General features: G+C 67.2%; 23 protein-coding genes and 1 pseudogene. 10 read left to right on the top strand and 14 right to left on the bottom strand.

Annotation, left to right across the window (positions count from 1 at the left end):
* Window positions 1-296: 296 nt before the first annotated feature.
* Complete coding sequence (locus NA10_RS36700; protein ID WP_157556517.1) at window positions 297-527, bottom strand: hypothetical protein; 231 nt, start codon at window positions 525-527, stop codon at window positions 297-299.
* 181 nt (window positions 528-708) lie between these two features.
* Between NA10_RS36700 and NA10_RS14705 the strand changes: the two genes are divergently transcribed.
* A complete protein-coding gene (locus NA10_RS14705) occupies window positions 709-1,137 on the top strand; it encodes a cold-shock protein (RefSeq protein WP_174562516.1) in 429 nt (142 codons plus the stop codon).
* Between the two features lie 113 nt (window positions 1,138-1,250).
* Here NA10_RS14705 and NA10_RS14700 read toward each other — a convergent pair whose 3' ends face one another.
* The 3 genes and pseudogenes from NA10_RS14700 to NA10_RS14690 all read right to left on the bottom strand — a co-directional run bounded on the left by NA10_RS14700 (window position 1,251) and on the right by NA10_RS14690 (window position 4,587).
* Window positions 1,251-1,835 (bottom strand): DUF2771 family protein, encoded by a 585-nt coding sequence (locus NA10_RS14700; protein WP_067568385.1) that lies wholly within the window; start codon window positions 1,833-1,835, stop codon window positions 1,251-1,253.
* Between the two features lie 15 nt (window positions 1,836-1,850).
* A pseudogene (locus NA10_RS14695) lies at window positions 1,851-3,688 on the bottom strand (MFS transporter).
* Window positions 3,689-3,792: 104 nt separating this feature from the next.
* Entirely contained in the window at window positions 3,793-4,587 is a 795-nt protein-coding gene (locus NA10_RS14690; RefSeq protein WP_067568384.1) for a glutaminyl-peptide cyclotransferase, read from the bottom strand.
* Window positions 4,588-4,604: 17 nt separating this feature from the next.
* Between NA10_RS14690 and NA10_RS39530 the strand changes: the two genes are divergently transcribed.
* A complete protein-coding gene (locus tag NA10_RS39530; RefSeq protein ID WP_084514684.1) occupies window positions 4,605-6,005 on the top strand; it encodes a DUF3027 domain-containing protein in 1,401 nt (466 codons plus the stop codon).
* Between the two features lie 184 nt (window positions 6,006-6,189).
* Window positions 6,190-9,189, top strand: a complete 3,000-nt coding sequence (locus tag NA10_RS14680; RefSeq protein WP_245677210.1) for a sacsin N-terminal ATP-binding-like domain-containing protein — start codon at window positions 6,190-6,192, stop codon at window positions 9,187-9,189.
* A 49-nt stretch (window positions 9,190-9,238) separates the two neighbouring features.
* On the opposite strand, the gene NA10_RS14675 is transcribed toward NA10_RS14680, so the two are convergent.
* The gene (locus NA10_RS14675; protein WP_245677209.1) at window positions 9,239-9,853 is read right to left on the bottom strand and encodes a TetR/AcrR family transcriptional regulator; all 615 of its coding nucleotides are present in this window, start codon (window positions 9,851-9,853) and stop codon (window positions 9,239-9,241) included.
* A gap of 127 nt (window positions 9,854-9,980) precedes the next feature.
* On the opposite strand from NA10_RS14675, the gene NA10_RS14670 reads away from it, so the two are divergent.
* Window positions 9,981-12,056 carry a neutral/alkaline ceramidase gene (locus NA10_RS14670; RefSeq protein WP_067568382.1) on the top strand — a complete coding sequence of 692 codons (2,076 nt, stop codon included), beginning with the start codon at window positions 9,981-9,983 and terminating at the stop codon, window positions 12,054-12,056.
* 159 nt (window positions 12,057-12,215) lie between these two features.
* Here the strand turns inward: NA10_RS14670 and NA10_RS14665 are convergent, their stop codons facing one another.
* A complete protein-coding gene (locus tag NA10_RS14665) occupies window positions 12,216-12,455 on the bottom strand; it encodes a DUF2530 domain-containing protein (RefSeq protein ID WP_067568381.1) in 240 nt (79 codons plus the stop codon).
* A 163-nt stretch (window positions 12,456-12,618) separates the two neighbouring features.
* Between NA10_RS14665 and NA10_RS14660 the strand changes: the two genes are divergently transcribed.
* Window positions 12,619-13,056 (top strand): MarR family winged helix-turn-helix transcriptional regulator, encoded by a 438-nt coding sequence (locus tag NA10_RS14660; RefSeq protein ID WP_067568380.1) that lies wholly within the window; start codon window positions 12,619-12,621, stop codon window positions 13,054-13,056.
* 343 nt (window positions 13,057-13,399) lie between these two features.
* On the opposite strand, the gene NA10_RS14655 is transcribed toward NA10_RS14660, so the two are convergent.
* The 6 genes from NA10_RS14655 to pdxH form a co-directional block, all read right to left on the bottom strand.
* Entirely contained in the window at window positions 13,400-13,810 is a 411-nt protein-coding gene (locus NA10_RS14655; RefSeq protein ID WP_174562515.1) for a YccF domain-containing protein, read from the bottom strand.
* A gap of 57 nt (window positions 13,811-13,867) precedes the next feature.
* Window positions 13,868-15,073: a GNAT family N-acetyltransferase gene (locus NA10_RS14650; RefSeq protein ID WP_067568379.1), complete on the bottom strand. Its 1,206-nt coding sequence runs from the start codon at window positions 15,071-15,073 to the stop codon at window positions 13,868-13,870.
* A 505-nt stretch (window positions 15,074-15,578) separates the two neighbouring features.
* Window positions 15,579-16,892 (bottom strand): citrate synthase, encoded by a 1,314-nt coding sequence (locus tag NA10_RS14645; RefSeq protein WP_084514680.1) that lies wholly within the window; start codon window positions 16,890-16,892, stop codon window positions 15,579-15,581.
* Between the two features lie 202 nt (window positions 16,893-17,094).
* Entirely contained in the window at window positions 17,095-17,469 is a 375-nt protein-coding gene (locus NA10_RS14640) for a DUF4189 domain-containing protein (protein ID WP_067568378.1), read from the bottom strand.
* A 96-nt stretch (window positions 17,470-17,565) separates the two neighbouring features.
* Window positions 17,566-18,846 (bottom strand): MFS transporter, encoded by a 1,281-nt coding sequence (locus NA10_RS14635; protein WP_067568377.1) that lies wholly within the window; start codon window positions 18,844-18,846, stop codon window positions 17,566-17,568.
* Between the two features lie 108 nt (window positions 18,847-18,954).
* Entirely contained in the window at window positions 18,955-19,680 is a 726-nt protein-coding gene (pdxH, locus tag NA10_RS14630; RefSeq protein WP_067568376.1) for a pyridoxamine 5'-phosphate oxidase, read from the bottom strand.
* A gap of 100 nt (window positions 19,681-19,780) precedes the next feature.
* Between pdxH and NA10_RS14625 the strand changes: the two genes are divergently transcribed.
* On the top strand, window positions 19,781-20,920 hold the full coding sequence (locus NA10_RS14625; protein WP_067568375.1) for a citrate synthase 2: 1,140 nt from the start codon (window positions 19,781-19,783) through the stop codon (window positions 20,918-20,920).
* Window positions 20,921-21,098: 178 nt separating this feature from the next.
* Here the strand turns inward: NA10_RS14625 and NA10_RS14620 are convergent, their stop codons facing one another.
* On the bottom strand, window positions 21,099-21,908 hold the full coding sequence (locus NA10_RS14620) for an RDD family protein (protein ID WP_067568374.1): 810 nt from the start codon (window positions 21,906-21,908) through the stop codon (window positions 21,099-21,101).
* Window positions 21,909-22,085: 177 nt separating this feature from the next.
* Between NA10_RS14620 and NA10_RS35600 the strand changes: the two genes are divergently transcribed.
* Entirely contained in the window at window positions 22,086-22,265 is a 180-nt protein-coding gene (locus NA10_RS35600) for a DUF1272 domain-containing protein (RefSeq protein WP_084514676.1), read from the top strand.
* Window positions 22,266-22,315: 50 nt separating this feature from the next.
* The gene (locus tag NA10_RS14615) at window positions 22,316-23,185 is read left to right on the top strand and encodes a polysaccharide deacetylase family protein (RefSeq protein WP_245677208.1); all 870 of its coding nucleotides are present in this window, start codon (window positions 22,316-22,318) and stop codon (window positions 23,183-23,185) included.
* A 245-nt stretch (window positions 23,186-23,430) separates the two neighbouring features.
* Here the strand turns inward: NA10_RS14615 and NA10_RS14610 are convergent, their stop codons facing one another.
* The gene (locus NA10_RS14610; RefSeq protein WP_245677207.1) at window positions 23,431-24,264 is read right to left on the bottom strand and encodes a hypothetical protein; all 834 of its coding nucleotides are present in this window, start codon (window positions 24,262-24,264) and stop codon (window positions 23,431-23,433) included.
* Between the two features lie 133 nt (window positions 24,265-24,397).
* On the opposite strand from NA10_RS14610, the gene serC reads away from it, so the two are divergent.
* Together serC and sepH are read left to right on the top strand one after the other, a co-directional pair.
* Entirely contained in the window at window positions 24,398-25,522 is a 1,125-nt protein-coding gene (gene serC, locus NA10_RS14605; RefSeq protein ID WP_067568373.1) for a phosphoserine transaminase, read from the top strand.
* A gap of 175 nt (window positions 25,523-25,697) precedes the next feature.
* Window positions 25,698-26,396: septation protein SepH (gene sepH / locus NA10_RS14600; protein ID WP_218021523.1), on the top strand; the 699-nt coding region annotated here is incomplete at its 3' end.

The following is a 26,396-nucleotide window of genomic DNA, read 5'->3' as shown; positions in this document are numbered from 1 at the left end:
CGCGGGGTGAGGTTCGGTGCGGCGGGCCGGTGGCGCCGGGCTGACCCGGCTGAGGAGTGACACTACGACGGCTGCCGCGAAAAATCACCATTTGGTAACCGTCGTGTCTGTCCGGGACGCTATCCGGCCCAACGGGTTCCGCATACCGTCTGCGCAGGTGGTCACGGCGAGTCCGGCCCGGTAGCGGTCTGTCACCCGGCTGTGACCGTTCTGTTATGTGATGAAGATCACACGCATGGCCGGGTAACGAAGTGGGCAATCGGACGTGTCACAGACGGGAATCGGCGCGCGCCCGATCAGCGCGCCCGGCGACCCGACCACAGCGCGAATACCAGCGCCAAGAGGAATCCGAGGGGTGCCGCCATCGCGGTCAGGTAGAGCCACAGCCCCGGCTCGGAATCGGTCAACAGTCCGACGCCGAAGATTGCGACGATTGCCAGCAATCCCACCGCGAACAAAGCCATGGCGATATAGAGGAGCCAGCTTCCGGACCTGCGCGGAGCCTGCTGAGAAGAGGTGTCGGACACCCTAAGACCGTAAAACTGATGTGCTTGGGCTATACGCACCGGGGTAGACTCGGCCCAATCGCGTCCTGCCATCGCTGTGGGGCGCGTTCTTTTCGCAAACGCAAGGTTGCGGACGATTGGTCCGACAGCCAACAGCTGTGCCCGGCGAGCCCGGGCATCGAATGACGAACGGGTGAGCGCAGTGCCGACCGGCAAGGTGAAGTGGTACGACGTCGAAAAGGGCTTCGGCTTCCTTTCCCAGGACGAGGGTGAGGACGTCTATGTTCGATCGTCGGCGCTGCCCGAAGGTGTCGAAGCGCTCAAGCCTGGACAGCGGGTCGAATTCGGGATGGCGGCGGGTCGCCGCGGTCCGCAGGCGCTGAGCCTGAAGTTGCTCGAAACCCCCACTGTCCGTGGGCCGGAGCGCGAACGCGGTGAACGCCGGCCCCGCGGCGAGGGCCCGATCAATCGCAAGTCCACCGATGAGCTGCACGGCCTCATCGAGGACATGATCACGATTCTGGAGACCAAGGTGCAGCCCGATCTGCGCCGCGGCAAGTATCCGGATCGCAAGACCGCCCAGCGCATCGCCGAGGTTGTGCGCGGCGTCGCGCGCGAGCTCGACCACTAGCTCGCGCGCGAGCGCGACGCTTAGGTCGCGGCCGAAAAATCAACGGGCCCCGGTGAGTTCGACTCACCGGGGCCTCGTCGTCCGCGAGAAGGCCTGTGCCGCTCGCGTTTACGTCACTGGATCTCGAGACCCTGGTACGCCGGGGTGTGGATGGACCAGATGGCGCTGGGCACCCAGCCCACATTGCCCGCCGCGTCCATGGCGGGCACCGGCAGGTACAGCTCGGCCACGGCGAGGGTGATCTGCGGATCTTTCGGGGTGGGCACCGTGATGGCGTACGGCGTGCCGTCGCTCTTGACCTCGGTGTTGACCAGGCCCTTCTTGTAATCGTCATAGGAGAACGCGCCGACGGCGACATTGTCGCCGGGGATGCGGTACCAGAGCTTCATCCGCCAGGGCGCGTTCGCGATCTCCTTGGGCAGCGAGATCTGCAGCGGCGTGCCCGAGGGCACATCCAGGTTGGAGATCGATTCGCTGGTGTCGCAGTCGTTCAGATCGATCTGGCTGTTCGCGACCTTCGGATCGCAGAACATGAAGGGCCGCACCGTAACCGCTTTACCGTGCGCGTACGCGGTGATCTCCGGCTCCGGCTCGCTCGCGCGCTGGGCCACCACCACGATGACGGCGACATAGGCCACGGCCACCACGAGCAGGGCCGCGAGTAGCGCGACGATCGTGCGGGCTTTCGGTTTGCTCACCGTTGATTCCTGTCCTCACTGGGTGGGCTCCCCGGTGCCGTGAGCGCCGGGGATCTCCTGCTGCGCGTGCTGCGGTCGATTGCCGCCCAAACCGGGCAGCAGCGAATGTCCACGGTAGCTGACCGCCGTTTGCGCCAGCCCCAGCGCCATCACCGCCGTGACCGCAGCGAAACCTTTCCACCAGTCGGTGGGCAGCAGCACGCCCATTGCGCCGCCGATCACCCAGGACAGCTGCAAAACCGTCTCCGACCTGCCGAAACCGGAGGCGATGGATTCGGCGGGCAGGTCATCCTGAATGGCGGCGTCCAGCGAGACCTTGGCCAGTGCGCTCGCACCCGCGGCGACCAGAGTGGCCGCGATCGCGCCGATCAGGTTGTTCAGCACGATGGCCGCGGCTGCGGCCGCGACGCAGGAGAGCGTGCAGAGCAGCACGATCAGGGTCGGCGGCCCAATTTCATGCGCGCGCCCGTGGCATTGCCGGCGAAGTTGCCGATGGCGGCGGCCGCGCCGACCAAGCCGAGCATGGCGGCCTGCTGCACCGGGCGGTGTTCGGTGGCCTTGGCGACGAACGCCACATAGAAGGTGAGGAATCCGGTGAGGACACGGACGGTGCCATTGCCCCACAGACCGGTGACCACCGCGCGGCCCAGCGGCTGACGGCGGTTGCCGGGCTGGATCTGCGCGGCCTTGGTGGCGTCCAGCACCTCGGTGTGCGAATCATCACCGTGATAGGTCAGGGTAGCGGGCACCTCGCCCTCGGTGACCTCCACCCAGGACGGGATCTTCAGGCTGAGATAGCAACCGGCTCCGGCCAATACGGCCGCGAACAGCAGTGCGCCCGCCGAATGCGCCACCGAGGCGATGAGACCCGCCACACCGCCCGCGCCCAGCGTGCCGCCCACCAGGCCGAAGACGGTGAGCCGGGAATTGGTGCGCACCAGATCGATTCCCGGCGGGAGTACGCGCGGTGTGACCGCGCTCTTCAATACCGAGAACGATTTACTCAGAATCATCATGCACAACGCGAGCGGGTAGAGCGCCCAGTTGTCCACATTGAAGATCAGCAGCACCGCCACCAGCACACGCACAGCGAACGAACCGGCAAGGGCCAGTCGGCGACCGCGCTGCAAGCGGTCCAGCATGGGGCCGATCAGGGGTGCGATCACCGCGAACGGGGCAATGGTGATCAACAGGTACAGCGCGACCTTTGTCTTGGATTCGGCTGTCGCACTGGCGAAGAACAGGGTGTTGGCCAATGCCACGGCAACCGCGGCATCGGTGGCGAAGTTCGCCATGGTCGCGTAGACCAGCGCGGTGAGCCCGGACTCCTCGGCCCCGTCCGCCTTGGCGGCCCGCTGGAAGGTCGCGAAACCGCGCTCGGTCAGCTCGATACTGCGCCGCGCGGCCACCCGGGTCACGGTGAGCTTGCGCGGCGGTTTGTGCAGTCCGGCATCGCTGATCTGCTCGGTCTCACCGTTCCGCTCATGCGAATGCGGCAGCGGCCGAGTCGTTTCCGGCCGGGCGACCTGCGAGTGCTCGGGCCGTGCGGGAAAGGGCTTGGTGTGCGGGGTTTCCGGCGGGATCGGCTCGGAGCGGCGGCGGGACCATCGCGAGATGTGCCGGTGCTGGTCGGCCGGTTTTCCCGATCCGGGCGCGGGGCCGGGCGTGTCGGAGGGCTGTGCGGGGGTGCGGTGGGCCAGGAACTCCGGCACCTCGGACTCGCTCCCGGTTGCCGGTCGCGACGGCTTGTTGGCGGGCGGATACCGGTCGTAACCGGGATGCCGTTCGATGAGCGGAGACTCCTCATCCCCCCACCGACCGGAGTCGGCGTCAGGGTCGCGGGGAGTCGTCACGCGGTCAATTCTTGCAGTGTCGAACGACAGCGTCGTCACTACGGCGGGTGTGCACCGCCACAAATCCTCCCGAACATCGCAATTCGGGCGTGTCGAATCGGTGCTCAGGCGGGGGTGAAACGGACTTCGTATGTGGTGGGCCACTTCTTTCCGGTGAGCAGGAAATGGTCGGTGCCGGGCACGGCGGCTATGCCGTTCAGGACATCGGCCCCGGGCAGTCGCTCCGCCCGCGGATACAGTGCGGAGGCGTCGATGGTGTGCAGGACAGCGCCCGTTTCGGGGTCGATGTGCAGGATGGTGTCGGTGGGCCAGGCATTGGCGTAGACCGAACCGTCGGGGGCGCAGTCGAGTTCATTGAGCCGACTGCCCCGATGGCTGGTGAGCGTGATGGTTCCGGTGGGCGCGAAGGTATTCCGATCGCGGAAGGTGAGGGTGTCGCCGCCATTGCTCATGACAATGCGCTCGCCCCGGGTGCACAGGCCCCAGCCCTCGCCCTCATAGGTGGTTCTGCGCAGTTCGGCAAGGGTTTTCGGGTCGCGGGCGAGGGCGATGCCGTCCCGGTAGGTGAGCTGCCACAGCAGGTCCCCGGCCCTGGTGATGCCCTCGCCGAACAGGGGTGCGGCCAGCTCGGCGCGCGCGAACTCGTGCGCGCCGTCGAGGGTGCTTGCGCGGATATCCGACAGGCCCGACAGCCCCGTGCTTTCGTACAGCGTGTCCCCGTCGATCTCGAGTCCTTCGGTGAAGGACTGCGTGTCGTGCGGGCGAGTCGCGATGACTTCGACTCGCAGACTCGGCGTGTCGTCAGCTCTGTCGCATGCGGTGATTGCGGCGGCCAGGCACATGGCTGTGGACAGCACGATCTTCCCGGCCGCTACCGGTGCACGACGTTTGCGCTCCATACGGCAAAATGTAGGGCGTGAGCGCGGTTGGAGTTTCGGAGTCCGGTGTTCGGCCGATCCTGGCGGAGGCGGTCGACCTGGCTCGCCATGCGCTCCTGGAGTTGGAGCCGCTCGGTGTCGGCAGGCATATCGGTGTCACCGCCGACGATGATTCGGCGGCCACCCATCACTTCGAGGCCACGTTGCCGGGCTATCGCGGCTGGCAGTGGGCGGTCGTGGTGGCCGCCCCGCCCGAGGCGACCCATGTCACGGTGAGCGAATCGGCGCTGCTGCCCGGCCCCGACGCACTCATCGCACCCGACTTCCTGCCCTGGGATCAGCGCATCCGCCCCGGGGATCTCGCGCCCGGCGATCTGCTCGCCCCGCCCGCCGGTGACCCCCGTCTGGTCCCCGGCTATCTGGCCACCGGTGATCCGGTCGTCGACGAGGTCGCCCTGGAACTCGGCCTCGGCCGCCCCCAGGTGCTGAGCCGCGAAGGCCGCGAGGAGGCCGCCGAGCGCTGGTTCTCCGAATTCGGCCCGGATACCGATATGGCCCGTGCCGCACCGGGAACCTGTGGTGCGTGCGGATTCTTCGTGCCGCTCGCCGGTGGTCTGCGCGCCGCGTTCGGCGTCTGCGCCAACGCCATGGGCGCGGACGGCCGTGTGGTGCATGTGGAATACGGCTGCGGCGCGCACTCCGATACCGAACTTCCCACCGGTGCGGGCTCCCCGGCCTTCGAGGCTTTCGACGACGCCGCGTTCGACGTGATTCCGGCGGCGGAGCTCCGTAAGCCGGAGCCTGCCCCCGAGACCACGGCTGGCGCGGTGGAGACTCCAGTTGGCGTGGTGGAGACCGACGCCCTCGCAGTGGAGGCTCCAGCGGCTGCGGCTGCGGCTGCGGCAGAGGCTCCCGCGGCTGAGGCAGTGGTCGGCGAAGCTGTGGCTACGCCCGCGAATAATATTGCCGCCGAAGCGGATTCGAGCACTGCCGATTCGAGCACTGCCGATTCGAGCACTGCCGATTCGAGCAGTGCGGAGTCGAGCAGTGCGGCGTCGAGCACCGCGGCGTCGGCCGCGATCGTCGACAACGCGGGCGAGGCGGTGACGGTGGCCGAACCGCTGTCCGACGCCGGATCCGTGGTGACTGTCGAAGCGGCCGCCGTCGCCGAGAATTTCACCGGGGCGTCGAATTTCACCGGGGCGTCGAATTTCACCGATGCATCGGATTCCACTGCGGTCGAAGGTATTTCGGACGCCGTCGCGCCCGAATCGACCACCGCCGCGGAGCCGAGCACGCCCGCGGACAATGTCATTCCCGCCCCGTTCGATATGGCCGATCCCGATGCGGTGGTCGATGACGCCTGGGGTGTGAGCGCGGTGCGCGTGGAGGCCGAGACCGGTGCGGTGCGGCCGGAGGACTCCGGAGCCCCGGAGTAGTCGACGGCGCGCGCGGCCGGGATATCGGACGCCGACACGGTGAGCGGGTTGGGTCATTCGGTCCCGCCCGGGTTTGAATTCAGCACGGCGGTTCCCGCCGCGCTTCGTCGTGCCTTCCGGCTGATTCGGGCACGGCGGGTGGTATCGCGGCGGCCGGGCGCACACGAGCGGAAGGATGCGTGGGTTGAACGGCGGTAGGGCAGTGGGGGATCCGTTCGATACCGCGGGACTGCGGGCGGGGGTGATCGCCGCCTGGCTGGGCTCGCCCACCCGATTGCGCGAGGACGCCGCCACCGAGGCGGATCTGGTGCGCGCGGGCTATCGGGATCGGCTGCTGACCGAGTTGGCGCAGAACGCCGCCGATGCCGCCGCCAAGGCGGGGGTGGCCGGAAAGGTCGATGTCCGACTGGATGGGCGCACCCTGCATATCGCCAATACAGGTGTGCCGCTGGATGTTTCGGGTGTACACGCGCTGACCGCGCTGCGCGCGTCGGCCAAATCCGGTGCCGATGCCGCGGTGGGCCGCTTCGGTGTCGGCTTCACCGCCGTACTGAGCGTTTCGGACGAGATCGAGTTTCTTTCCACCGGTGGTTCGGTGCGCTTCTCCCGGGCCGAGACGCTGGCCCTCATGCGCGCGGAAGGGGTGGAAATCCCGGATGTGGACCAGGATTTCGCCCCGCCCGCCCTGCGCCTGGTCTGGCCGAAGGACGCGGAGCCCGCGACCGGATTCGACAGTGAGATCGTGCTGCGGCTCCGCGACGACGTGGGCGCCGAGGCCCTGCTCGCGGGCATGCGCGCCGAAGCGGTGGATCTGCTGCTGGAATTGCCCGCCCTGCACAGCATTCGGATCGCCGGTGACGAGATCACCAGTGCGGTCACCGATCTGGACAACGGCATACAGGAATTGCGGATCACCGGCGAATGGGAGGACCGCCGCTGGTGGCAGTTCCGGACCGCGCGCTCACGCTGGTTGCTGCCGGTTCGGCAGGGCCGTCCGGTTACCGCCGCGCCGGATGTGCTGCGTGCCCCGACCCGGTCGGATGAGGAATTGTCGCTGCCGGCGTTGCTGATCGCCGACATTCCGATGCAACCGGATCGCCGCCGTCTGCTGCCGGGCGTCCGGATCGCCGAATTGGCCTCGGGCTACGCCGATTTCGCGTTGGCGCTGCCGCCCGCGGATCGTCTGGTGCTGGTACCCACCCCGGGCTTCGCCCGCAGCGAGGCGGATGCCACGCTGCGCGAGGCCCTGCTCGCCGAACTCCGGGAAACCGCCTGGCTGCCGGTCTTACGGGGACCGGATACGGCCCCCGGTGGCGACCCGCGATCGGGTGCCGATCCGCTGCTCGATATCGATGCCGCCCTCGCTGCGAATGCCGCGCGGGCCGCCGCACCCGCCCCCGGGACCTCCGAGGCCGAACTCCAGCTCGAACTCGATCTCATGGGTTCGGAGCCGAGCGTGAATGGTGTTCTCGGCCATGATCTTTCACGCGAATCGACCGAGCCCCCGCAACGCATGCCCGAGTCCGGGCCGACCGCGGTCGAGCCGCGTCACGCGAGCGTCTTCACCGGTGTGACCGCCGAATTGGCGGGTTTGCTGGCGGAGCTGGTCGGCCCCCTGGTTATCCCGGAGCTTTCCGGCCGCCCCGGATCGGACGCGCTCGGCGCCCTGGACGTGCATCGTCTCGGTCTGGCCCGGATAGCGGAGCTGTCCGGCAGCCTGGAACGCCCGGCGCAGTGGTGGTATGCGTTCTACGACACCCTGGAGCCGTTCGTGCTGGATCCGCTGTCGGTGGAGGAGTTGGGCGCGCTCGCGGTGCCGCTCGCCGACGGCCGGGTGGTGACGGGTCCGCGCACGGTGGTCCTGGATGATCAACTGGAGACGGCCATTCCGGTGCACTGGGCGCGCCTGGTGCATCCCGAGGCCGCGCACGATCTGCTGGGCCGCCTCGGCGCGCGCGCCGCGACCCCCGAGGATCTGCTGAACGACCCTGCCCTGCAAGCGATTCTGGAGGACGACCCGAGCGATCCGGATACCGTGGAGGCGGTGCTGAACCTGGCCGCGCACGCACTGCCCGGCACCCTGCCCTCCTGGCTCGGCCTGCTCGAATTGCCGGACGGCACCGGGGAATTGCTGCCCGCCGACGAACTCCTGCTGCCCGGCGCCCCGCTGGCCCGGGTGCTGGTGGCCGAGTCGCCGTTCGAGACCATCGCCGAACAGACCCTGGAGCGATACGGCCGGGATGCCTTGCGCGCCATCGGCGTCGGCTGGAGTTTCACCGTGCTGATCGAGGAGGATCCCACCGGTCCGGATCATCACCTCGATGACGAGGACCGTTGGTGGGAGGATCTGCGGGAGGATCCGCCGGTGCTGCGGGCGGTCCGCGACCTGGACCTGGTGGACGAGGACCAGTGGCCGGAAGCCTTGCGCCTGTTGCTCTCCGACGAAACCACCCGCCCGCTGCTCGCCGATCGCGACGGCTACACGGCCTGGTGGTTGCGTAAGCACGCGCAGATCGACGGCATCCCGCTGGGCCTCATGCGCCATCCCGAGGATGAGAGCCTGCACGGCCTGCTCCCCGCGATTGCGGGCTTCGCCGATCCGGATCTGCGCATCCTGCGCGGTGTGCTGTCCGCTCCCGAGATCATGACCGCCCAACTGGCGGAGGAGCTCCTGGACGCGCTCGCGGATCCGGCGAGAATGCCCACCCCCGAAGCGATTTCGATCACCCACCGCCGCCTCGCCGAGGCCATGGCGGCGGGCCTGCTCGATGTCGACGACCTCGATTTCCCGGGTCAGGTCCGCGCGCTGTCGGGTGCGGTCATCGATCCGGCCGACGCATTGGTCCTGGACCAGCCCTGGTTCGGCCCCGCGCTGCCCGCCGACCGCCTGGTGGTGGGTGATATCGCCACGGCGCATTCCCTTGCCGCACTGCTGGATCTGCCCCTGGCCTCGGAGGCGGTCACCGCGGAGGTGCTCGGCACCGGCCGCGCGACCACTTGGAGCGCGGACCCGCTCGGCATCCTGCTCCGCCTGCAACTCGGCACCCCAACCCGCACAGGCGAACTCGTCATCCACGACGAACTCCGCGTCCGCCTCACCGGCGCGGTGGAAGCCACCGTCTCGGTCCCGTGGTGGCAGGTCGGGGACACCACGCACGTGCGGTCCCCGCGCGAGGGCAGCTGAAATGACTCCGGCGCGCGAGGGATTCGCGCGCCGGGGGAGGGTGGATTGTTCAGGAGGCGTGTGAGCAGACCATGGTTGCTAGGAGGTCCAGCTGTTCGCGGACCGCGGCGCTGTCATTGTCGACGAGCCAGCGCAGCACGATGCCGTCGATGGCGTTGAGCGTGAAGCGGCTCAGCGTGGCGACGGGAATATCCCACTGGGTGCCGGTGGCTTCGCGGGCGTGTTCGACGATGTCGGCGAGTGTGGAGTCGTTGAACGTGTACTGCTCGCGAGCGATTGCGAGTTTCGCCGGAGTTTGTTCGCCTTCGCGTAGTGCGTAGGTGGTGGTTTCGTAGGTGAGTAGTTGTCGTTCGGGTGTGGCTTCAACGTTGAGCCACATGAGTTCCAGGGCGGCGCGCACCAATTTTTGAAGCGCTTCTTTTCCAGTTCCGACGTCTTGCCATACCGCTTCGTTGGCATCGACGGAATCTCGCAATTCCATCGAAAGCGCCTTGACCAGCTCGGTCATCAGCTGGTCTTTGTTTTCGAAACAGTAATGCACCACACCGAGCGAAACACCGGCTGCCTGTGCAACATCGCGCGTGGTAACTCCTGCCACGCCCTTTTTTTCGGCAAGGCCGATGGCCGCCTCGATAAGGTGGGCCCGTCGTTCTTCGACGCTCAATCGGGAGGACACTCCAGGGAGTTAAGCGTCCGGGAAGCGTGCAGTCAATTCGCGCGCTGCGAAATTCTTGACTGGACGAACGTCCAGTTCTATGGTTCGCTGCCTTCCGGAACGGAAGGAGACGCGAATGGCGCTGTCGGACAACGGAACGGCCGATCCGAGCGAGGTCGCGACCGTCTCGCGCAGAACCGTGCTGGCCGGCGCCGCGGTGGGCACCGCGGCCCTCGCTGTTTCGGCGACATTCGCGCAACCGCAGGGTGTGGCGCACGCGGATTCCGGCGAATACCTCGTCGGAGTGGGCATTTCAGACATAACCGGTCCGGCTGCCGAATGCGGCATGATGGGTTACTCGCAATTCGGACAGGACACCGCCGGTATCCACCTGCGCCCGCGCGCCCGCGCCTTCGTCTTCGGCACCCAGGCGCAGCGCCTGGTCTACGTCGTCGCAGACAACGGCATGATCTTCCAATCCGTGCACCGCGGCGTCATGACCGAACTCGCCAAGCGATTCGGAGATCGCTACACCGAGCAGAACGTCCTGCTCACCTCGACGCATTCGCACGCCACCTGCGGCGGCTCCAGCAATGACTACGCCTACAACCTGTCCATTCTCGGATTCCAGCAGCAGGTGTACGACGCCGAGGTGAACGGCATCGTCGAGGCCATCGTCGCCGCCGACGCCGATCTCGCGCCCGGCAGCCTGGCCCTGGGCCGGGGTGAACTGCACGACGCCAGTGTGAACCGTTCCCGGATCGCCTGGGAGCGCAATCCCGAAGCGGATAAACAGGTTTACCCCGATGCCATCGATCCGGCCGTCACCGTGCTGTCGCTGCGCCGGGGCGGTCGCGAGATCGGCGTCATCACCTGGTTCGCCACCCACAACACCTCGATGAGCAATACCAACCGGCTCATCAGCGCCGACAACAAGGGTTACGCCTCATACTCGTTCGAGCACGAGGAACACGGCGTCCGCTATCTGGACGGCTGCGATTTCGTGGCGGCCTTCCCGCAGACCAACTCCGGCGATATGTCGCCCAACTTGAATCTTCATCCCACCGACGGGCCGACACGGAACGAATTCGAGAACACCCGGATCATCGGCGATCGCCAATACCGCGCGGGGAAGGCCGCTCTCGCCGCGGCCCGGCCGCTGAGCGGACCGGTCGACAGCATGCTCTGCTATATCGACATCGCCGATATCGAGGTCGACGGCCGCTGGACGCCGAGCGGGCAGCCGCGCCATACCGCACCCGCCTGCGCGGGCGTATCCCTCATCGCGGGCAGTACCGAGGACGGCCCGGGCCTGCCCGGCATCCCCATTCCCGAGGGGGTGCGAAATCCGTTCGTGGACGCGCTCGGTGGCGTCAACCAGCCGATTCCGGACTGGCTCGCCGACGCGCAGGCCCCCAAAGCGATCGTCGCGCCCCTGGGCATCATGCCGCCGGTGCCGTGGGTGCCGAGTGTGGTGCCGTTGCAGCTCGTGCGCATCGGCGAGCTCTATCTCGCCTGTGGCGGAGCGGAATTCACCATCACTTCCGGTCTGCGCATTCGCCGCGTGGTCGCCGAGGCGCTGGGCGTTCCGCTCGAACAGGTACTCATGCAGGGCTACGCCAACTGCTATCACGAGTACGTGGCCACCCCCGAGGAGTACGACGCCCAGCAGTACGAGGGCGGATCCACGCTGTACGGCCGCTATACCCTGCCCGCCTATCAGCAGGAATTCCACCGGCTCGCAACGGCTTTCGCCGCCCAGCAGCGGGTGCCGCGCGGACCCGCCCCGCGTGATGTGTCCACTCTGCAGCCCAATTTCGCCGCCGCGCCCGGTCCGGACGCCACACCGCCCGGCGCGAACTTCGGCGAGGTGCTCACCCAGCCCGCCGCGAGCTATGCCCCCGGTGACCAGGCCGCGGTCGAATTCGTCTCCGCGCACCCGAAACACAACGCCCGCCGCAATGGGACGTTCCTGGAAGTGCAGCGCGCCAACGGATCCGGCTGGACCCGGGTCGCCAACGAGGGCGAGTGGGCGGTCAAGTTCTACTGGGCCCGCAGTGGTACGGATATCTCGAAAGCCCGGTTTACCTGGGACATTCCGGCCGGGACCGCGGCGGGCCGCTACCGCTTCCAGCACTTCGCCGATCAGCTCGCCGCCGACGGCAGCCTGCGCCCGTTCACCGGAACCTCGAACGAATTCGACATCGCCTGAGCCGCCCCCGTCATCCGGGCATGTTCTCGGCCGGGATCCACACTCGCGGCGCGGCAACCTGTTTCGGTGGATCCCGCCCGAAAGCGCGCCGGGATGATGAGACTTGTCGTTCCGGGATGACCAGGCTGGTCGTTCCGGGATGGCAGGGGGTGTTTCGGCTCAGTCCAGTCCGAGTTGCGCGCCCTTGTCCCCGCGCCGCGCACCCCGGCGCTGAATGGCGAAGATGGTGTAGCCGAGCAGTCCGACCCCCAGCCCCATCAGGCAGACGGGGCGGGCGGTGGCCCAGTCGTCGTTCAGCCAGACCGCGATACTGGCGATCAGGAAGCCGATGCTGCCGATGGCCAGCACCGGGCGCGGGTCGGTGAAGCGCGGTGGGATTTCCGGGACGGGCTGGGTCACAGGTTTCAGCGTAACCAGTGCGGGGGTAATAGGGAGTGGGGGCGCGTACCGGTGGGTTCGCCGCCCGGTGGCGGGGCTCGAATCCTGCATGTCGGTGCGGGTGTACCGCGGGACCGCACGAACAGGCGTCCCGTGCGCGGGGCGTCCCGTATCGTTTCGCTCTGTGACAACGCCTCCCGATATTCGAGCGCTCGCCGGTGAACTGTCGCTGGCGGTGGTGCGCTTGACGCGACATCTGCGAGGTAGGCGCGCCGATGCCCAGATTTCGCTGACCCAGCTCTCCGCGCTCGCGACGCTCAATCGCGACGGGGCGATGACCCCGGGCGGGCTGGCGGCCAAGGAGCGCGTACAACCGCCGTCCATGACGCGGGTGATCGCGTCCCTGTCGGAAATGGCGCTGGTACAACGTGATCCGCACCCGACCGACGGCCGGCAGATCATCGTCTCGCTGTCCGAGAACGGGCGCGCACTCATCGCCGATGAGACGCACGCCCGCGAAGCCTGGATGACCGAACAGCTCTCCCGGTTGAGCCCGGATCAGCTGTCGGTGCTGGCGCAGGCCGTCGGCATCATGAAGCAGATCGTCGACCAGTCGGAGTAGCAGTGGCGCTCAGCTCGGCGAGCGGCCGTACCGGAGGTACTCGGCGAGCAATTCGGCGGCCAGTCCGGGCGTGAGTGGTCGGTACTCCAGTGATTTCGTATCACCCAGGTAGACCGGATCTTCGGTGAGCCAGGACGCGCGGCGCAGGGTCGGCTTATCGAGCTTGCGGGTCGCGGTGACCGGAATCGATCATCGAGGATTGCGACCTCCATGAAGCCGGGTGTTCAGTCCGCGTTCAGCGGTCTCGGCGGGCGTCAGGCGCGGGATCTCCGGGCCGGACGCCCACAGCGGATTGTCTTGCATGCCCAACATCTTCGTGCGCGCACCGCGGGCGCGGAGCGGTTCAGGCGGCGAAAGCCCGGTCACTGGGCACGATTTCGCGCCCCAGCGGGAACAGTGAGATCGGGATGAGCTTCAGATTCGCCCAGGCGAACGGGATCCCGATAATCGTGATGGCCAGCGCGATGCTGGTGAACAGATGCCCCAGCGCCAGCCACCACCCCGCGAAGATCACCCAGATGACATTCCCGATGAGCGATCCCGCCCCCGCCCCCGGCTTCTCCACGGCCTCGCGCCCGAACGGCCACAGCACGAACGAGGCGATCCGGAACGAGGCGATACCCCACGGAATCGTGATGATCAGAACGCAGCAGATGAGTCCGGCGATCACATACCCGACGGCCATCCAGAATCCGACCAGCACCAGCCACAGGATGTTCAGAAGCAACTGAATCGGTTTCACGCCCTCCAGCATGCCAGCGCGATCACGGCCGCGGCACCGGGAAAACCCTGACTTTCCCGGTGCCGGCGGTCAGAAGAACCAGCCCAACTCGGGATCGCGGTCGCCGGCGAAAGCGTCGTCGAAGGCCCGCAGGACCGCGGGGTCCTTCGCTTGGATTCGGTGGGCGGCGGCGAAGACCCGCGCGCGATGAGCGCCGAAGTACAGGCTGCTCAGTACGTCGATGCCGAGTTCGAGATCCGCCGAGCGGCCGGTGGGCGCGCATTCGGCCACGCCGTCGCGGACCCGCAGCGCGAAATTGCCGCCCGCGTCGCGGAACGGGTCCGCGACGGTGAGGACGATGTCCAGGTCGGTGCGGTAGGTGCGCGCGGACAGTGCGGCGGGCACGTCCATGATGCGCGCCCACACCCCGTCGTAACGGCTCTTGGTGCGGACCAGCCGCGGGTTGGTCACCAGCCAGGGCAGGGGATCGTCATCGACGAGTTCGGCTTCCACCCTGTCCAGCAGGTCCATGCTGAGCAGCACCCGCCACAGCGCGATATGCGCCTCCAGGGTGACCGCGCGGAATTCGGCGACGGTGGCGACCGATTCGTCATCACGCCATTGCCGCCGGTACAGCACATAGCCGTCCGGATGGGTCAGGACGAACAGGGTGGACGCGCCGTCGCGGAAGCGCTCCGGATCGGCGAACCAGATGGTCCAGTTGGCCTCGGGCCGGGCCTGGGCGCCGGGCGTGAGCCGCCGCCACCGGTCGTACACCTCGCGGATATGGTCGTGCGAATCGGCAAGTTTCGCGGTCCGCACCCCACCGGGATCCGGTGTGCCGGGCCGGAATTCGGCCTTCTTACGGTCGATGGAGACCTCGTTCGCGACGGTGGCGGGGCCGTAGCCGAAGCGGCCGTAGATGGTGCCCTCGCTGGCGGTGAACATGGTCAGCGGAACGCCCTCGGCTTCGGTGCGGGCGTGCTGCTCGGTGTAGAGCGCGCGCAGGATGCCGCGCCGCCGATGCGTGGGCGCGACCGTCACCGAGGAGACGCCGCAGGCTTGAACGGTGCCCTCACCGGGCACGGTGACCGTCATGGTGGTGTCCACGGTGTGGCCGACGATCTGCCCGTCGTCGACCGCGACAATGGCGCGGTCGGTGGGGAAGAGGCCGGGGATATTGTCGATCTCGACCCTGTCGTAGCGCATACCGAAGCAGACCTCGGCCAGCTCGACAATGGCGGGAAAATCGCTCTCGGTGGCCGAACGCAGGGTAATACCATTCGCAAGTGCCATGGTTCGACCATCCCATGAATCCGAACCCCGGCGCATTCGATTTTCCCCCCGGGTGGCGTCACCCGCCCCCGAACTCCTTCGGGTGACGCCACTCGCCCCTGCCGTCCCTCCCCGCCATCGCGCCTCCCCGCGCTTCGCCGCCTTCGGACTCCGCCACCCCCCGATGGCGTTTCCCCCGATACGCCACCCCCCGATGGCGTCCCCCGATACGCCACCCCCCGATGGCGTCCCCCCGGTTTTGCCACCCTCCCTGGTGACGTCCCCTCCGATTCGTCACCCTCCCCGGTGACATCCCCCCGGTACCTCCGCCACCCTCCCCGGTGACGTCCCCCCCGGTCGAGATCGTCTCGATCTCGTGAGAACTACTGTGCCGGTCGGGACTGATGGTCTTCTTAACAAGTCCTTGCAATACCGAAACCTTGTTGCCGGAACAGCTTCCGGAACGACGAAACCCACCTCCGTTGTGCCGGAGGCGGGTTCGATGTCAGGTACTACGCGGCCGGGTTCAGCGCTCGGTGATACCGCGGTAGTCACGCTCGGCGTGACCGGTGTAGATTTGCCGCGGGCGGCCGATCTTCAAAGGCTCGCTGTGCATTTCGCGCCAGTGCGCGATCCAGCCCGGCAGCCGGCCCATGGCGAACAGCACGGTGAACATGCGGGTCGGGAAGCCCATGGCGCGGTAGATGACGCCGGTGTAGAAGTCCACGTTCGGGTACAGGCGGCGCTCGATGAAGTACTCATCGGTCAGCGCGGCCTCTTCCAGCGCCTTGGCGATATCGAGCAGCTGATCATCGCCGCCGATCTTCTGCAGGATGGTGTCGGCGACATTCTTGACCAGGGCGGCGCGCGGGTCGTAGTTGCGGTAGACGCGGTGCCCGAAGCCCATGAGCTTCACGCCGTCTTCCTTGTTCTTGACCTTGCGCACGAACTCCTTGACGTCGCCGCCGTTCGCCTTGATCTCGTCCAGCATCTCCAGCACGGCCTGGTTGGCGCCGCCGTGCAGCGGACCCCAGAGCGCGTTGATACCGCCGGAGACGGAGGTGAAGAGATTGGCGTCGGACGAACCGACAAGGCGCACAGTCGAAGTCGAGCAGTTCTGCTCGTGATCGGCGTGCAGGATGAGCAGCATGTCCAGCGCCGCGGCGACTTCGGGGTCGACCTCGTACGGCTCGGCCGGGAAGCCGAAGGTCATCCGCAGGAAGTTCTCGACCAGCGACAGCGAATTGTCCGGGTACAGGAACGGCTGACCGACCGACTTCTTGTAGGCGTACGCCGCGATGGTCGGCAGTTTGGCCAGGAGTCGAATGGTGGACAACTCGACCTGCTCGGGATCGCGCGGATCCAGCGAGTCCTGGTAGTAGGCCGACAGCGCGTTCACCGCGGAGGACAGCACCGGCATCGGATGCGCGTTGCGCGGGAAGCCGTCGAAGAAGCGCTTGAGATCCTCGTGCAGCAGGGTGTGCCGCCGAATCCGGTCGGTGAAGTCGTCGAGCTGGGCCTGGGTCGGCAGCTCACCGTAGATGAGCAGGTAGCTGACCTCGATGAAGGTCGACTTTCCGGCCAGCTGCTCGATCGGGTAGCCGCGGTAACGCAGGATGCCCGCTTCACCGTCGATGTAGGTGATCGCCGACTTGGTCGACGCGGTGTTCATGAAACCGGGGTCGTAGGTCACGTACCCGGTGCTGGCGAGCAGCTTGCCCAGGTCGATCCCGTCGTTGCCCTCGACGGCCTTGGCGACCGTCATCGGGTACTCACCGCCGGGGTAGCTAAGCACCGGCTTGGCGTCGTCGTCGACGTTGATGATGTTCTCAGCGGGCACGGAAGGATCCCTCTCAGGCTTGAAACCATAGGCTTCGGCGCGGTGGCGCACGACGCGCTTGCTTCAACGCTAGTCGCTGTCCGGTAAGCCCGACTAACGAGGGTGTCCCTTTGCTACCTCACAGTCACATGGTCGCGATGTGAGGATCGGCGCGGTTATGCGCTATGAGCATGAACCGCGCCGGTCACTCCGCAGGCGGTGGCTAGTCGTTGCAAACGGTCTTGATGATTTCCGAATCGAAAGCCACGCGGGCGCGGTCCTCGGCCTCCTCGCGTGTCGCGCCGTAGCGGCCCACGTACTGGTGCTGGCTCCGGGAGTAGCTGATCGAACCGCAGTCGGTGAAGGCCACCAGCACCTCGCAGTTGTGGCCGTTGCAGCGGTTCAGCGCCTCGGACTTGGCGTCCTCCTTGGTCGAATAGTTCCAGGAGGCATGCCAATTGCCCTCGTCGGAGACGGCGATCGCGCCCCAACTGGTTCCGGAGGCGTTCGCCTGGGCCGGAACGACGAGCCCGGCGAAGCCGAGGGCGGTCATGGTGAGGGTGGCTGTGACGGCCTTGGTCGTGAAGAGACTCCGCATGATGTTTCCCCGTGCATCGGTAGTGCCTGAGCTGGTGACGCACATGAAGTTAGGGGCCGGTCTTTGCGAACTCCTTGGAAGATTCTTATGAGACGTTCAGGCGGGAATTTCGGCGTGCGCGCGTGCCACCCGGTAGCGAACGAAGGCCGGGAAGATCAGCGCCGCGACGACCATGCCGATCACCACGAGCACCCCGCCGCCCGCGGCCGCCGCGGCGGTACCCACCGCCGCCGCCGCGAAACCGTGTGCAACATCACCGATTCGGGGTCCGCCCGCGACCACCACGATGAACACGCCCTGCAATCTGCCGCGCATCTCATCGGTGGCCACCGACTGCAACATGGTGGTGCGCAGGGCCGCCGAGAACATGTCGACCGCACCACCGAAGGCCAGCGACCCGAACGCGATCCACAGCGCCACCGTCGTGCTCAGGCTGTGCCCGGCCGCGCCGACCGCCAGGCCGAAGCCCACCATGCCCACACCCCACAGCACGATCAGCACCACAACGGCCAAGCCCTGCCGCCGAATTCGCGACAACCAGCCGGAGAAGACGCCGCCCAGCACCGCGCCCACCGACATGGCCGCGAACAGCAGGCCGAGGGCGTGACCGCTGCTGGCGGTATCGCCGAAGCTGTCCTGCGCGATCTGCGGGAACAGTGCGCGCGGCATGCCGAAGACCATGGCCACCACGTCGACGGCGAAGGAGGCCAACAGGATTCGCTGCGTCGCCAGGTAGACGAAGCCGTCCAGCACCTCGCGCAATCCGGCGCGGCGGGCCTCACCGGTGGGCGGGATGGGCGGCAGTTTCCAGGTCGCCCACAGCGTGGCCAGCAGCGCGATGGAGTCCAGCAGATACAGCGTGGACAGGCCGCTGACCGGAATCAGCATGCCCGCCACCACGGGCCCGGCGATGGCGCCGAACTGCATGACCGTCATGGACAGCGAATTGGCCGCGGGGAGTTGATCTTCCGGCAGCAAACGCGGGTAGATGGCGCTGCGCGCGGGCTGATTCACCGCGAAGAACGCCTGCTGCACCGAGAACAGGATCAGGATCAGCCAGGGGTTGTTCAGCCCCGCCGCGGCCTGACCCCAGAAGGCGAGCGCGGTGAGTCCGGTGCCCGCGCTGGTGATCAGCAGCAGTTTGCGCCGGTCCATCACATCGGCGAGCGCGCCGCCCCACAGCCCGAAGACGATGAGCGGAATCAGGCCGAAGAGTCCGGCCAGCCCGACATACGAGGAGCTGTGCGTGATGTCGTAGAGCTGCTTGGGCACCGCCACCACCGAGAGCTGCGCGCCGATCACCGTGACGATGCCGGTGGTCCAGAGCCTCCGGTAATCGGCGTTGCGTAAGGGGGTTATATCGGCGAGCAGCTTCACCGCGGTGACATTAATGGGATGAATTGTGCCGCGACTAGCGTTTTTCCCCGTCGTCCCATGATTCGGACGTGAGAAACCCCACGCGCCGAACCATTGCGATCATGCTGGTCAGGGCTGCAATCGCTCGACCTTCATGGCGGAAACGTCGGTATTGCCCGGCTCCAAGGTGACGCGAATGCGATTGTGCATCCGGCTGCGGCGGCCCTGCCAGAACTCCACGTACTCCGGTTCGAGCAGGAATCCGCCCCACTGCGGCGGCACCGGAATCGGATCGACGCCCTCGAAACGCGCGGTCACCTCGGCGTGCTGACGGTCCAGCTCCGCACGCGAGGCGATCGGCCGCGATTGCAGGGAGGACCACGCACCGAGCTGCGAACCGCGCGGCCGGGACTGCCAGTAGACCGCCGTGGTCTCCGGCGGAACCCGGCGCACCGGACCGCGCACGGTGATCTGCCTGCCGAGCGCGGGCCAGACGAAAGTCGCCGACGCGTACGGCGTCGCGGTGAGCTGCCGCCCCTTGAACGATTCGTAATTCGTGTAAAAAGTCACACCCTCGGGCGACAGACCTTTACAGAGCACGGTCCGCGAGGCGGCTTTCGGACCCGATTCGGTCAGCTCCACGGTGGCCAGCACCATGGCATTGGAATCGGTCAGTCCGGCGGCGGTGGCGTGCTCGATCCAGTTGCGCAGCAACGGTTCCCAGCCGTCCGTCAGCCAGCTTTCGTCGAGGTCGGTCTCCAGGCCCGGATGATTGTCCCCGGCGTCTACTCCGTACTCCACGCGCAGGGCCGCGATATCGAGGATGGGAGTGGCGTAATTCTCCTGGTCGCGCATGGGCCAGACGTTACTCCGCGGTAATGCGCGCGTTAAGGTCTAAGTGATCGGCGTGGCTGCCCATGGATCGGGCAGCCCGATTTGCAAGGAGAGTCACAACATGACTGCCAGCGCTGCGGCCAGCCCTGTCATCCCAGCTGATTTCGTCAGCGGTCTAGAAGGCGTGGTGGCTTTCACCACCGATATCGCCGAACCGGATAAGGATGGTGGCGCGCTCCGGTACCGCGGCGTCGACATCGAAGACCTGGTCGCGAACCGGGTCACCTTCGGTGACGTGTGGTCCCTCCTGGTGGACGGGGAGTTCGGACACGGACTGCCGCCCGCCGAGCCGTTCCCGCTGCCGATCCACACCGGCGACGTCCGCGTCGACGTCCAGGCCGGCCTGGCCATGCTCGCCCCGATCTGGGGTTACCAGCCGCTGCTGGATATCGACGACGACACCGCCCGCGACAATCTCGCGCGCGCCTCGGTGATGGCGCTGTCCTATGTCGCGCAGTCGGCGCGCGGTATCTACCAGCCCGCGGTGCCGCAGCAGAAGATCGACGAGTGCACCACCATTACCGAGCGGTTCATGACCCGCTGGAAGGGTGACCCGGACCCCAAGCACACCGAGGCCATCGACGCCTACTGGGTCTCGGCCGCCGAGCACGGTATGAACGCCTCCACCTTCACCGCTCGCGTCATCGCCTCCACCGGCGCCGATGTGGCCGCCTCGCTCTCCGGTGCGATCGGCGCCATGTCCGGCCCGCTGCACGGCGGCGCCCCGGCCCGCGTGCTGCCGATGATCGAAGCGGTCGAGCAGTCCGGTGACGCCCGGGCGCTGGTCAAGGGCATCCTGGACCGCAAGGAGAAGCTCATGGGCTTCGGTCACCGGGTCTACCGGGCCGAGGACCCGCGCGCCCGCGTGCTGCGCGCCACCGCCAAGCGCCTGGACGCCCCGCGCTACGAGGTCGCCGCCGCACTCGAGCAGGCCGCCCTGGCCGAGCTGCGCGAGCGCCGCCCGGACCGCGCCATCGAGACCAACGTCGAGTTCTGGGCCGCGGTCATCCTGGACTTCGCCGAGGTGCCGGCGCATATGATGCCCGCCATGTTCACCTGCGGCCGCACCGCCGGCTGGTGTGCGCACATCCTGGAGCAGAAGAAGCTCGGCAAGCTGGTCCGCCCGGCAGCCATCTACACCGGCCCGGCCCCGCGCAAGCCCGAGACCGTGGCCGGCTGGGATACCGTCGTCCGCAAGTGATTTCGGTGCGCGCCGGATAGGCAGCGCCCTGGACAGTCCGTGGCCCGCAGCGAATTGCGCTGCGGGCCACGCTGTTTCGAACCTGGCTGTTTCGAACCTGGCCGGGCCCCGTCATTCCGAGTCGGCCCGGCCACGTCATCCCGGCATGTTTTCGACCGGGATCCACGGTGTCAGCTGACTACACCTTCACCACGATGGTGCTGACGATCTTGTCGGCCAGGGTCTGGCGCTTGCTGTCCCACAGCGGCATCAACCAGCCGATGTAGCAGGCGATGCTGTCGACCGCGTGCAGCAGTTTGCGGCCGATGGCGAGGCCGAAGCCGACCGGCTGCCCGGTGGCTTCACGCACGAGGCGAATCCCGACGATCTTCTTGCCCGGTGTCTGCCCGGTGGTGCCTTCGCGGTAGGCCAGGAACAGACCCGCGCCGACGTAGAGGACCAGCGCCAGCAGGACGCAGATCGTGCCGAGGGTGTTCATCCCGCCGGAGGTGCATCCGGCGCTGTAATTGGGCGTCGAGCTGTGGGCGCTGTTGTACAGAGCCGAGCAGTCCGGTGAATCCGTCCCGGCCGTGGTCGCGATGAGCTGCAGCAGCGCGCCGGGCAGGAAGAACATCAACAGGTCGAGCAGGTACGCGCCCACCCGCGCACCCCAGCTCGCATACGGCAACTGCGGTGTGCCGTAGGGGGAGTAGCCGCCGATGCTGGGTTGCGGTGTGCCATAGGGCTGTTGGGGGTAGTCGTACCCACCCTGTTGTGGATAACCGGGCTGGGCGGGCGGCTGCTGTGCATAACCGGGCTGCGACGGCGGCTGCTGTGGATAACCAGGCTGTGAGTAACCGGGCTGTGCGGGCTGCTGGGGATAGCCGTAACCGGGCTGTGCGTCCTGGGGCGGATAGCCGTATCCGGGCTGCTGGGGTTGCTGCGGTTGCTGCGGCGGGTAGCCGTAGCCCGGCTGCTGCGGCGGATACGGATTGTTCGGGTAGGTCATGTACTTCCTTGTTGCGAGTCGAAACGGCCGACGCCGCAGGGAGAAGCGGCGCCGGGCACCCCCCGATTGCCGCCGATCGGCTACCGGCGGACAAGGTGACTGGGCCGATACAGTCTGGAGCACCGCGGCCGGTATGGCGCGTCGGGGCTGGGAAGAGCCGAAACATGGAGGTACGACATGGCATTGGAGATGCGGACGCGCTGCGAACGTTGCGAGGCGGTCGAATTGCCCGCGTCGGGTCCGGCGGTCATCTGCTCGTACGAATGCACGTTCTGCGAAGCCTGCGGCCGAACGATGAATTACGTTTGCCCGAATTGTGGTGGTGAATTGGTTGCGAGGCCGCGAAGGTCCGAATAATACAGATTTCAATCCTGGGCTTCGGGGCGCCGGTGGCATAACCTGCTCGGGTGTTCGATGCAGGACTTTCCCGGAGACGTTTGCTCACCGTCGGCGCGGCCATGGCCGCCGGTTACGTATCCGCCGGTTGCGGGCGGGCGAGCGGGAACGATCGCATACTCGAACCGCCGCTGAGCCGCACGGACAAGGGGCTGGCCCCGGCGAAACTGCCGCTCGCGCACGGCGGTTTGAGCCCGGACGCGGTGGCCGCCAAATACGCCGGGCGCAAGCCGCAGCAGTGGGGGACCGATATCCCCGGAATTCTCACCAACTTCGACGCCGCCGGCAAACGTTTCGCGCTGACCTTCGACGCGTGCGGCGGACCCGGTAACAGTGACATCGACGAGAATTTGCTGAGTCTGCTCATCGCACAGCAACTTCCGGCCACGCTGTTCGTCAACAAGCGCTGGATCGACGCGAACCCGGCGCGCGCGGCGCAGCTCGCCGCCAACCCGCTCTTCGAACTCGCCAATCACGGCACCGCGCATCGGCCGCTCTCGGTGAACGGCCGCGCCGCCTACGAGATCAAGGGCACCGCCTCGGCGCAGGAGGCCGTGGACGAGGTCTGGGGCAATCACGAACGCCTCACCGGGCTGGTCGGGCGCGCACCGCGCTTCTTCCGCAGCGGCACAGCGCATTACGACGAATTCGCGGTGGCCATTGTCCAGGACCTGGGCGAAACCCCGGTCGGCTACTCCCTCAACGCCGATTACGGCGCGACCTCCACCGCGGCCCAGGTGCAGGCGAACATGATGAAGGCGCAACCCGGCGGCATCTCCCTCGCGCATATGCATCGCCCCAACTCCGGCACCGGTCCCGGCATGTACGCCGCGCTGACGGCCTTGAAGGCCAACGGTTTCCAATTCGTCCGACTCCCGTAGCGACCGAAATCGATTCGACTCCGGTGGATCCCGGCCACGCCGGGACGACGGGTATTGCTCGTGCCGGGTGGGCGGGTATTGCTCGTGCTGGGACGACGGGTATTGCTGGTGCCGGGTGGGCGGGTGCTGCTCGTGCTGGGACGACGGGTATTGCTGGTGCCGGGTGAGCGGGTGCTGCTCGTGCTGGGACGACGGGTGTCGCTCGTGCCGGAATGGCGGACGCTGCTCGTGCCGGGTAGCGGGTGTCAGAGGGGCAGATGGGAGGCGTGCCAGTCGACGGCGACGGATTCGCCGCGGTCGACGGTGAAGAAGGCGACCTCCAACTGGCTGCCCAGGTCCACCAGTTCCAGGGCGGGCAGCGGGACGGGGGCGATGATGCGGACCCGCCAGGGGGACGGTTCGTCCCAGGCGCGCAGTTCCAGGTCCAGGCGCAGCACCGGATCGTCACGGCCGGTGTAGTCGGCGGCGATCGGGGTGGCGGCCAGGACGGTGGCTCGCGCGCGGCGGCCGTCGGCGAGGATCTTGGCGATATTGGTGCGGCTCGCCTCCTCGACGGCGGGCACGTAGAGCACCACGCGATCGTGGTCACCCGGATCGACGCGACAGCTCACCACATCACCGGGCTGCATCCAGTCCTGGTCAGGGGTATTGACGCGCTGCCGCACCCGGGTCTCGTAGGCGTGCCTGCCCTCGAGCTGGATGCGCACCCAGAACTCCCGGCCGACGCCCGGCCGACTCCGGCGCGGCTCGGAATCCGGGCGCGGATCGGGGTACTCGGGCGCCGCATTCTTCGCCTCGGAGCGCACGCTCAGGATGGTCGCGGTGCCCTCGGCGCCGTGCATGAGCAGTTCCCGGCGCGCGGCCTCGTCCAGCGCGGGACCTCGCCCGGCCAGACCGTGCGAGCCGAATTGGGAGGACAGCCGCAGTCCGGCGAGCCGGCGCAACAGGCTCGGCCGCGGCTCCGGAATCCCACCGTGCCCGGATGCACCTGCGGAAACACCTTGTGTGGCGGTCGAATTCGGGGACTCGGCGGGTACCCCGGCGGAAGATCCAGGTCGCTCGTGCGCGGCCATGTTCATGGTGCTGAACGGTAGTGGGTCTGTGGTCTCCGCCACAGCGATACCCGCCGTTTGCCGGAACCCGAGGTCCGAACGTGTTGCAGGGTCGACCCACTCGTTTCGAGACCGATGCGCAGCCTCTACCCTTGTCGCCATGACCTCTGCGTTCCCGACCATCCCCGACGATCTCAAGCCCGCCGACGGACGGTTCGGCTGCGGACCCTCCAAGGTGCGTCCCGAACAGCTGCAGTCCCTGGTGGATACCGGCGCCTCGGTGTTCGGCACCTCGCACCGGCAGAAGCCGGTCAAGGACGTGGTGGCGCGGGTGCGTTCCGGCCTGCGCGAATTGTTCGCCCTGCCCGACGGTTACGAGGTCGTGCTCGGCAACGGTGGCACCACCGCGTTCTGGGACGCGGCCGCCTTCGGCCTGATCCGCGAGAAGTCGCTGCACCTGACCAACGGCGAGTTCTCCTCCAAGTTCGCCTCGGTGGCCAAGGCCAACCCGTTCATCGGCGATCCGATCGTGGTCAAGGCGGAGCCGGGCAGCGCGCCCGAGCCCACCTCGGACCCCTCGGTCGACCTCATCGGCTGGGCGCACAACGAGACCTCCACCGGTGTGGCCATTCCGGTGTCGCGCCCCGCGGGCTCGGAGAACGCGCTCATCGCCATCGACGCCACCTCCGGCGCGGGCGGTCTGCCGGTGAATATCGCCGATTCGGATGTGTACTATTTCGCACCGCAGAAGTGCTTCGCCTCCGACGGCGGCCTGTGGATCGCGCTGATGAGCCCGGCCGCGCTGGCTCGGGTCGAGGAGATCAAGAACTCCGGTCGTTTCACCCCGGAATTCCTGTCGCTGCCGATCGCGGTGGACAACTCCACCAAGGATCAGACCTACAACACCCCGGCGCTCGCCACGCTGTTGCTGTTCGCGAATCAGATCGAATGGATGAATGGCAACGGCGGATTGGATTGGTGCGTGAAGCGCACCGCCGATTCTTCTTCGCGCCTGTACAACTGGGCCGAGACCAGCGAATTCGCCACCCCGTTCGTGGTGGATCCGGCGCATCGCTCGCAGGTGGTCGGTACCATTGATTTCAATGACTCGGTGGATGCCGCACAGGTTGCGAAGGTGCTGCGCGCCAACGGAATCGTCGATACCGAGCCGTACCGTAAGCTGGGTCGTAACCAGTTGCGCGTCGGCATGTTCCCGGCCATCGATCCGGAGGATGTGTCGCAGCTGACCCGCTGCATCGATTGGGTTGTCGGACAGATCGGCTGAACCCGAAACTTAGACACAGTATGCGGCGCGGGAGTCTGGCGACAGATTTCCGCGCCGCGTGTCTTACCCCACGAACCACAGAAGTGCACTACTGTTCCAGAACGTGGGCGGTGTAGCGAGCCTGACAGCTGTGTAGACGCAGCACTGTGTTCGACACAGTGACAAGGAGGTAACGGTGCGTGAACTTCGAGTAATCGGATTGACGCCCGATTCCACGCACATCGTGTGCATCGATACCGAGAGCGGCCAGAAGTACCGGCTGCCCGCCGATGACAAACTGCGTGCCGCCGCCCGCGGAGATCTTGCCCGATTCGGACAAATCGAGATCGAAACGGAAGCCACGATGCGCCCTCGCGATATCCAGGCTCGAATCCGTGCCGGTGCCTCGGTCGAGCAGGTGACCGAAGAGTCGGGCATGCCCGCCAGTCGAGTGGAGCGCTTCGCGTATCCCGTTCTCCTGGAACGTGGCCGGGCCGCTGAGCTGGCACAGCAGGCGCATCCGGTGCGCAATGACGGTCCGGCCGTCGAAACCCTCATCGAGATCGTCTCCGCGGCGTTCGCCGAGCGCGGTCATGAGATCGGCGTCGCCGAATGGGATGCCTGGAAAGACGAGAAGGGTTACTGGGTCGCCCAATTGCAGTGGCAGGCCGGTCGTTCGGTCATTGCCGCGCATTGGCGCTACCAGCCCGACGCGCACGGCGGTTCGGTTGTGCCGCTGGATGATCCGGCCTCGGATCTGATCGATCCCGACTTCGGCCGTGCCCTGCGCGGGCTGGCCACCATCCTGCCCGATCGCAATGAGCCGCCCGCCCCGGAACCCGCTCCGGCGCCGCGCACCACCGCGCCCGCGCCCCGCGAGGAGCGCGCCGAATAC

The organism is Nocardia acidivorans NBRC 108247 (genome assembly GCF_001625085.1).
GTDB lineage: Bacteria > Actinomycetota > Actinomycetes > Mycobacteriales > Mycobacteriaceae > Nocardia > Nocardia acidivorans.
This window is presented reverse-complemented; position numbering and strand designations above follow the sequence as displayed.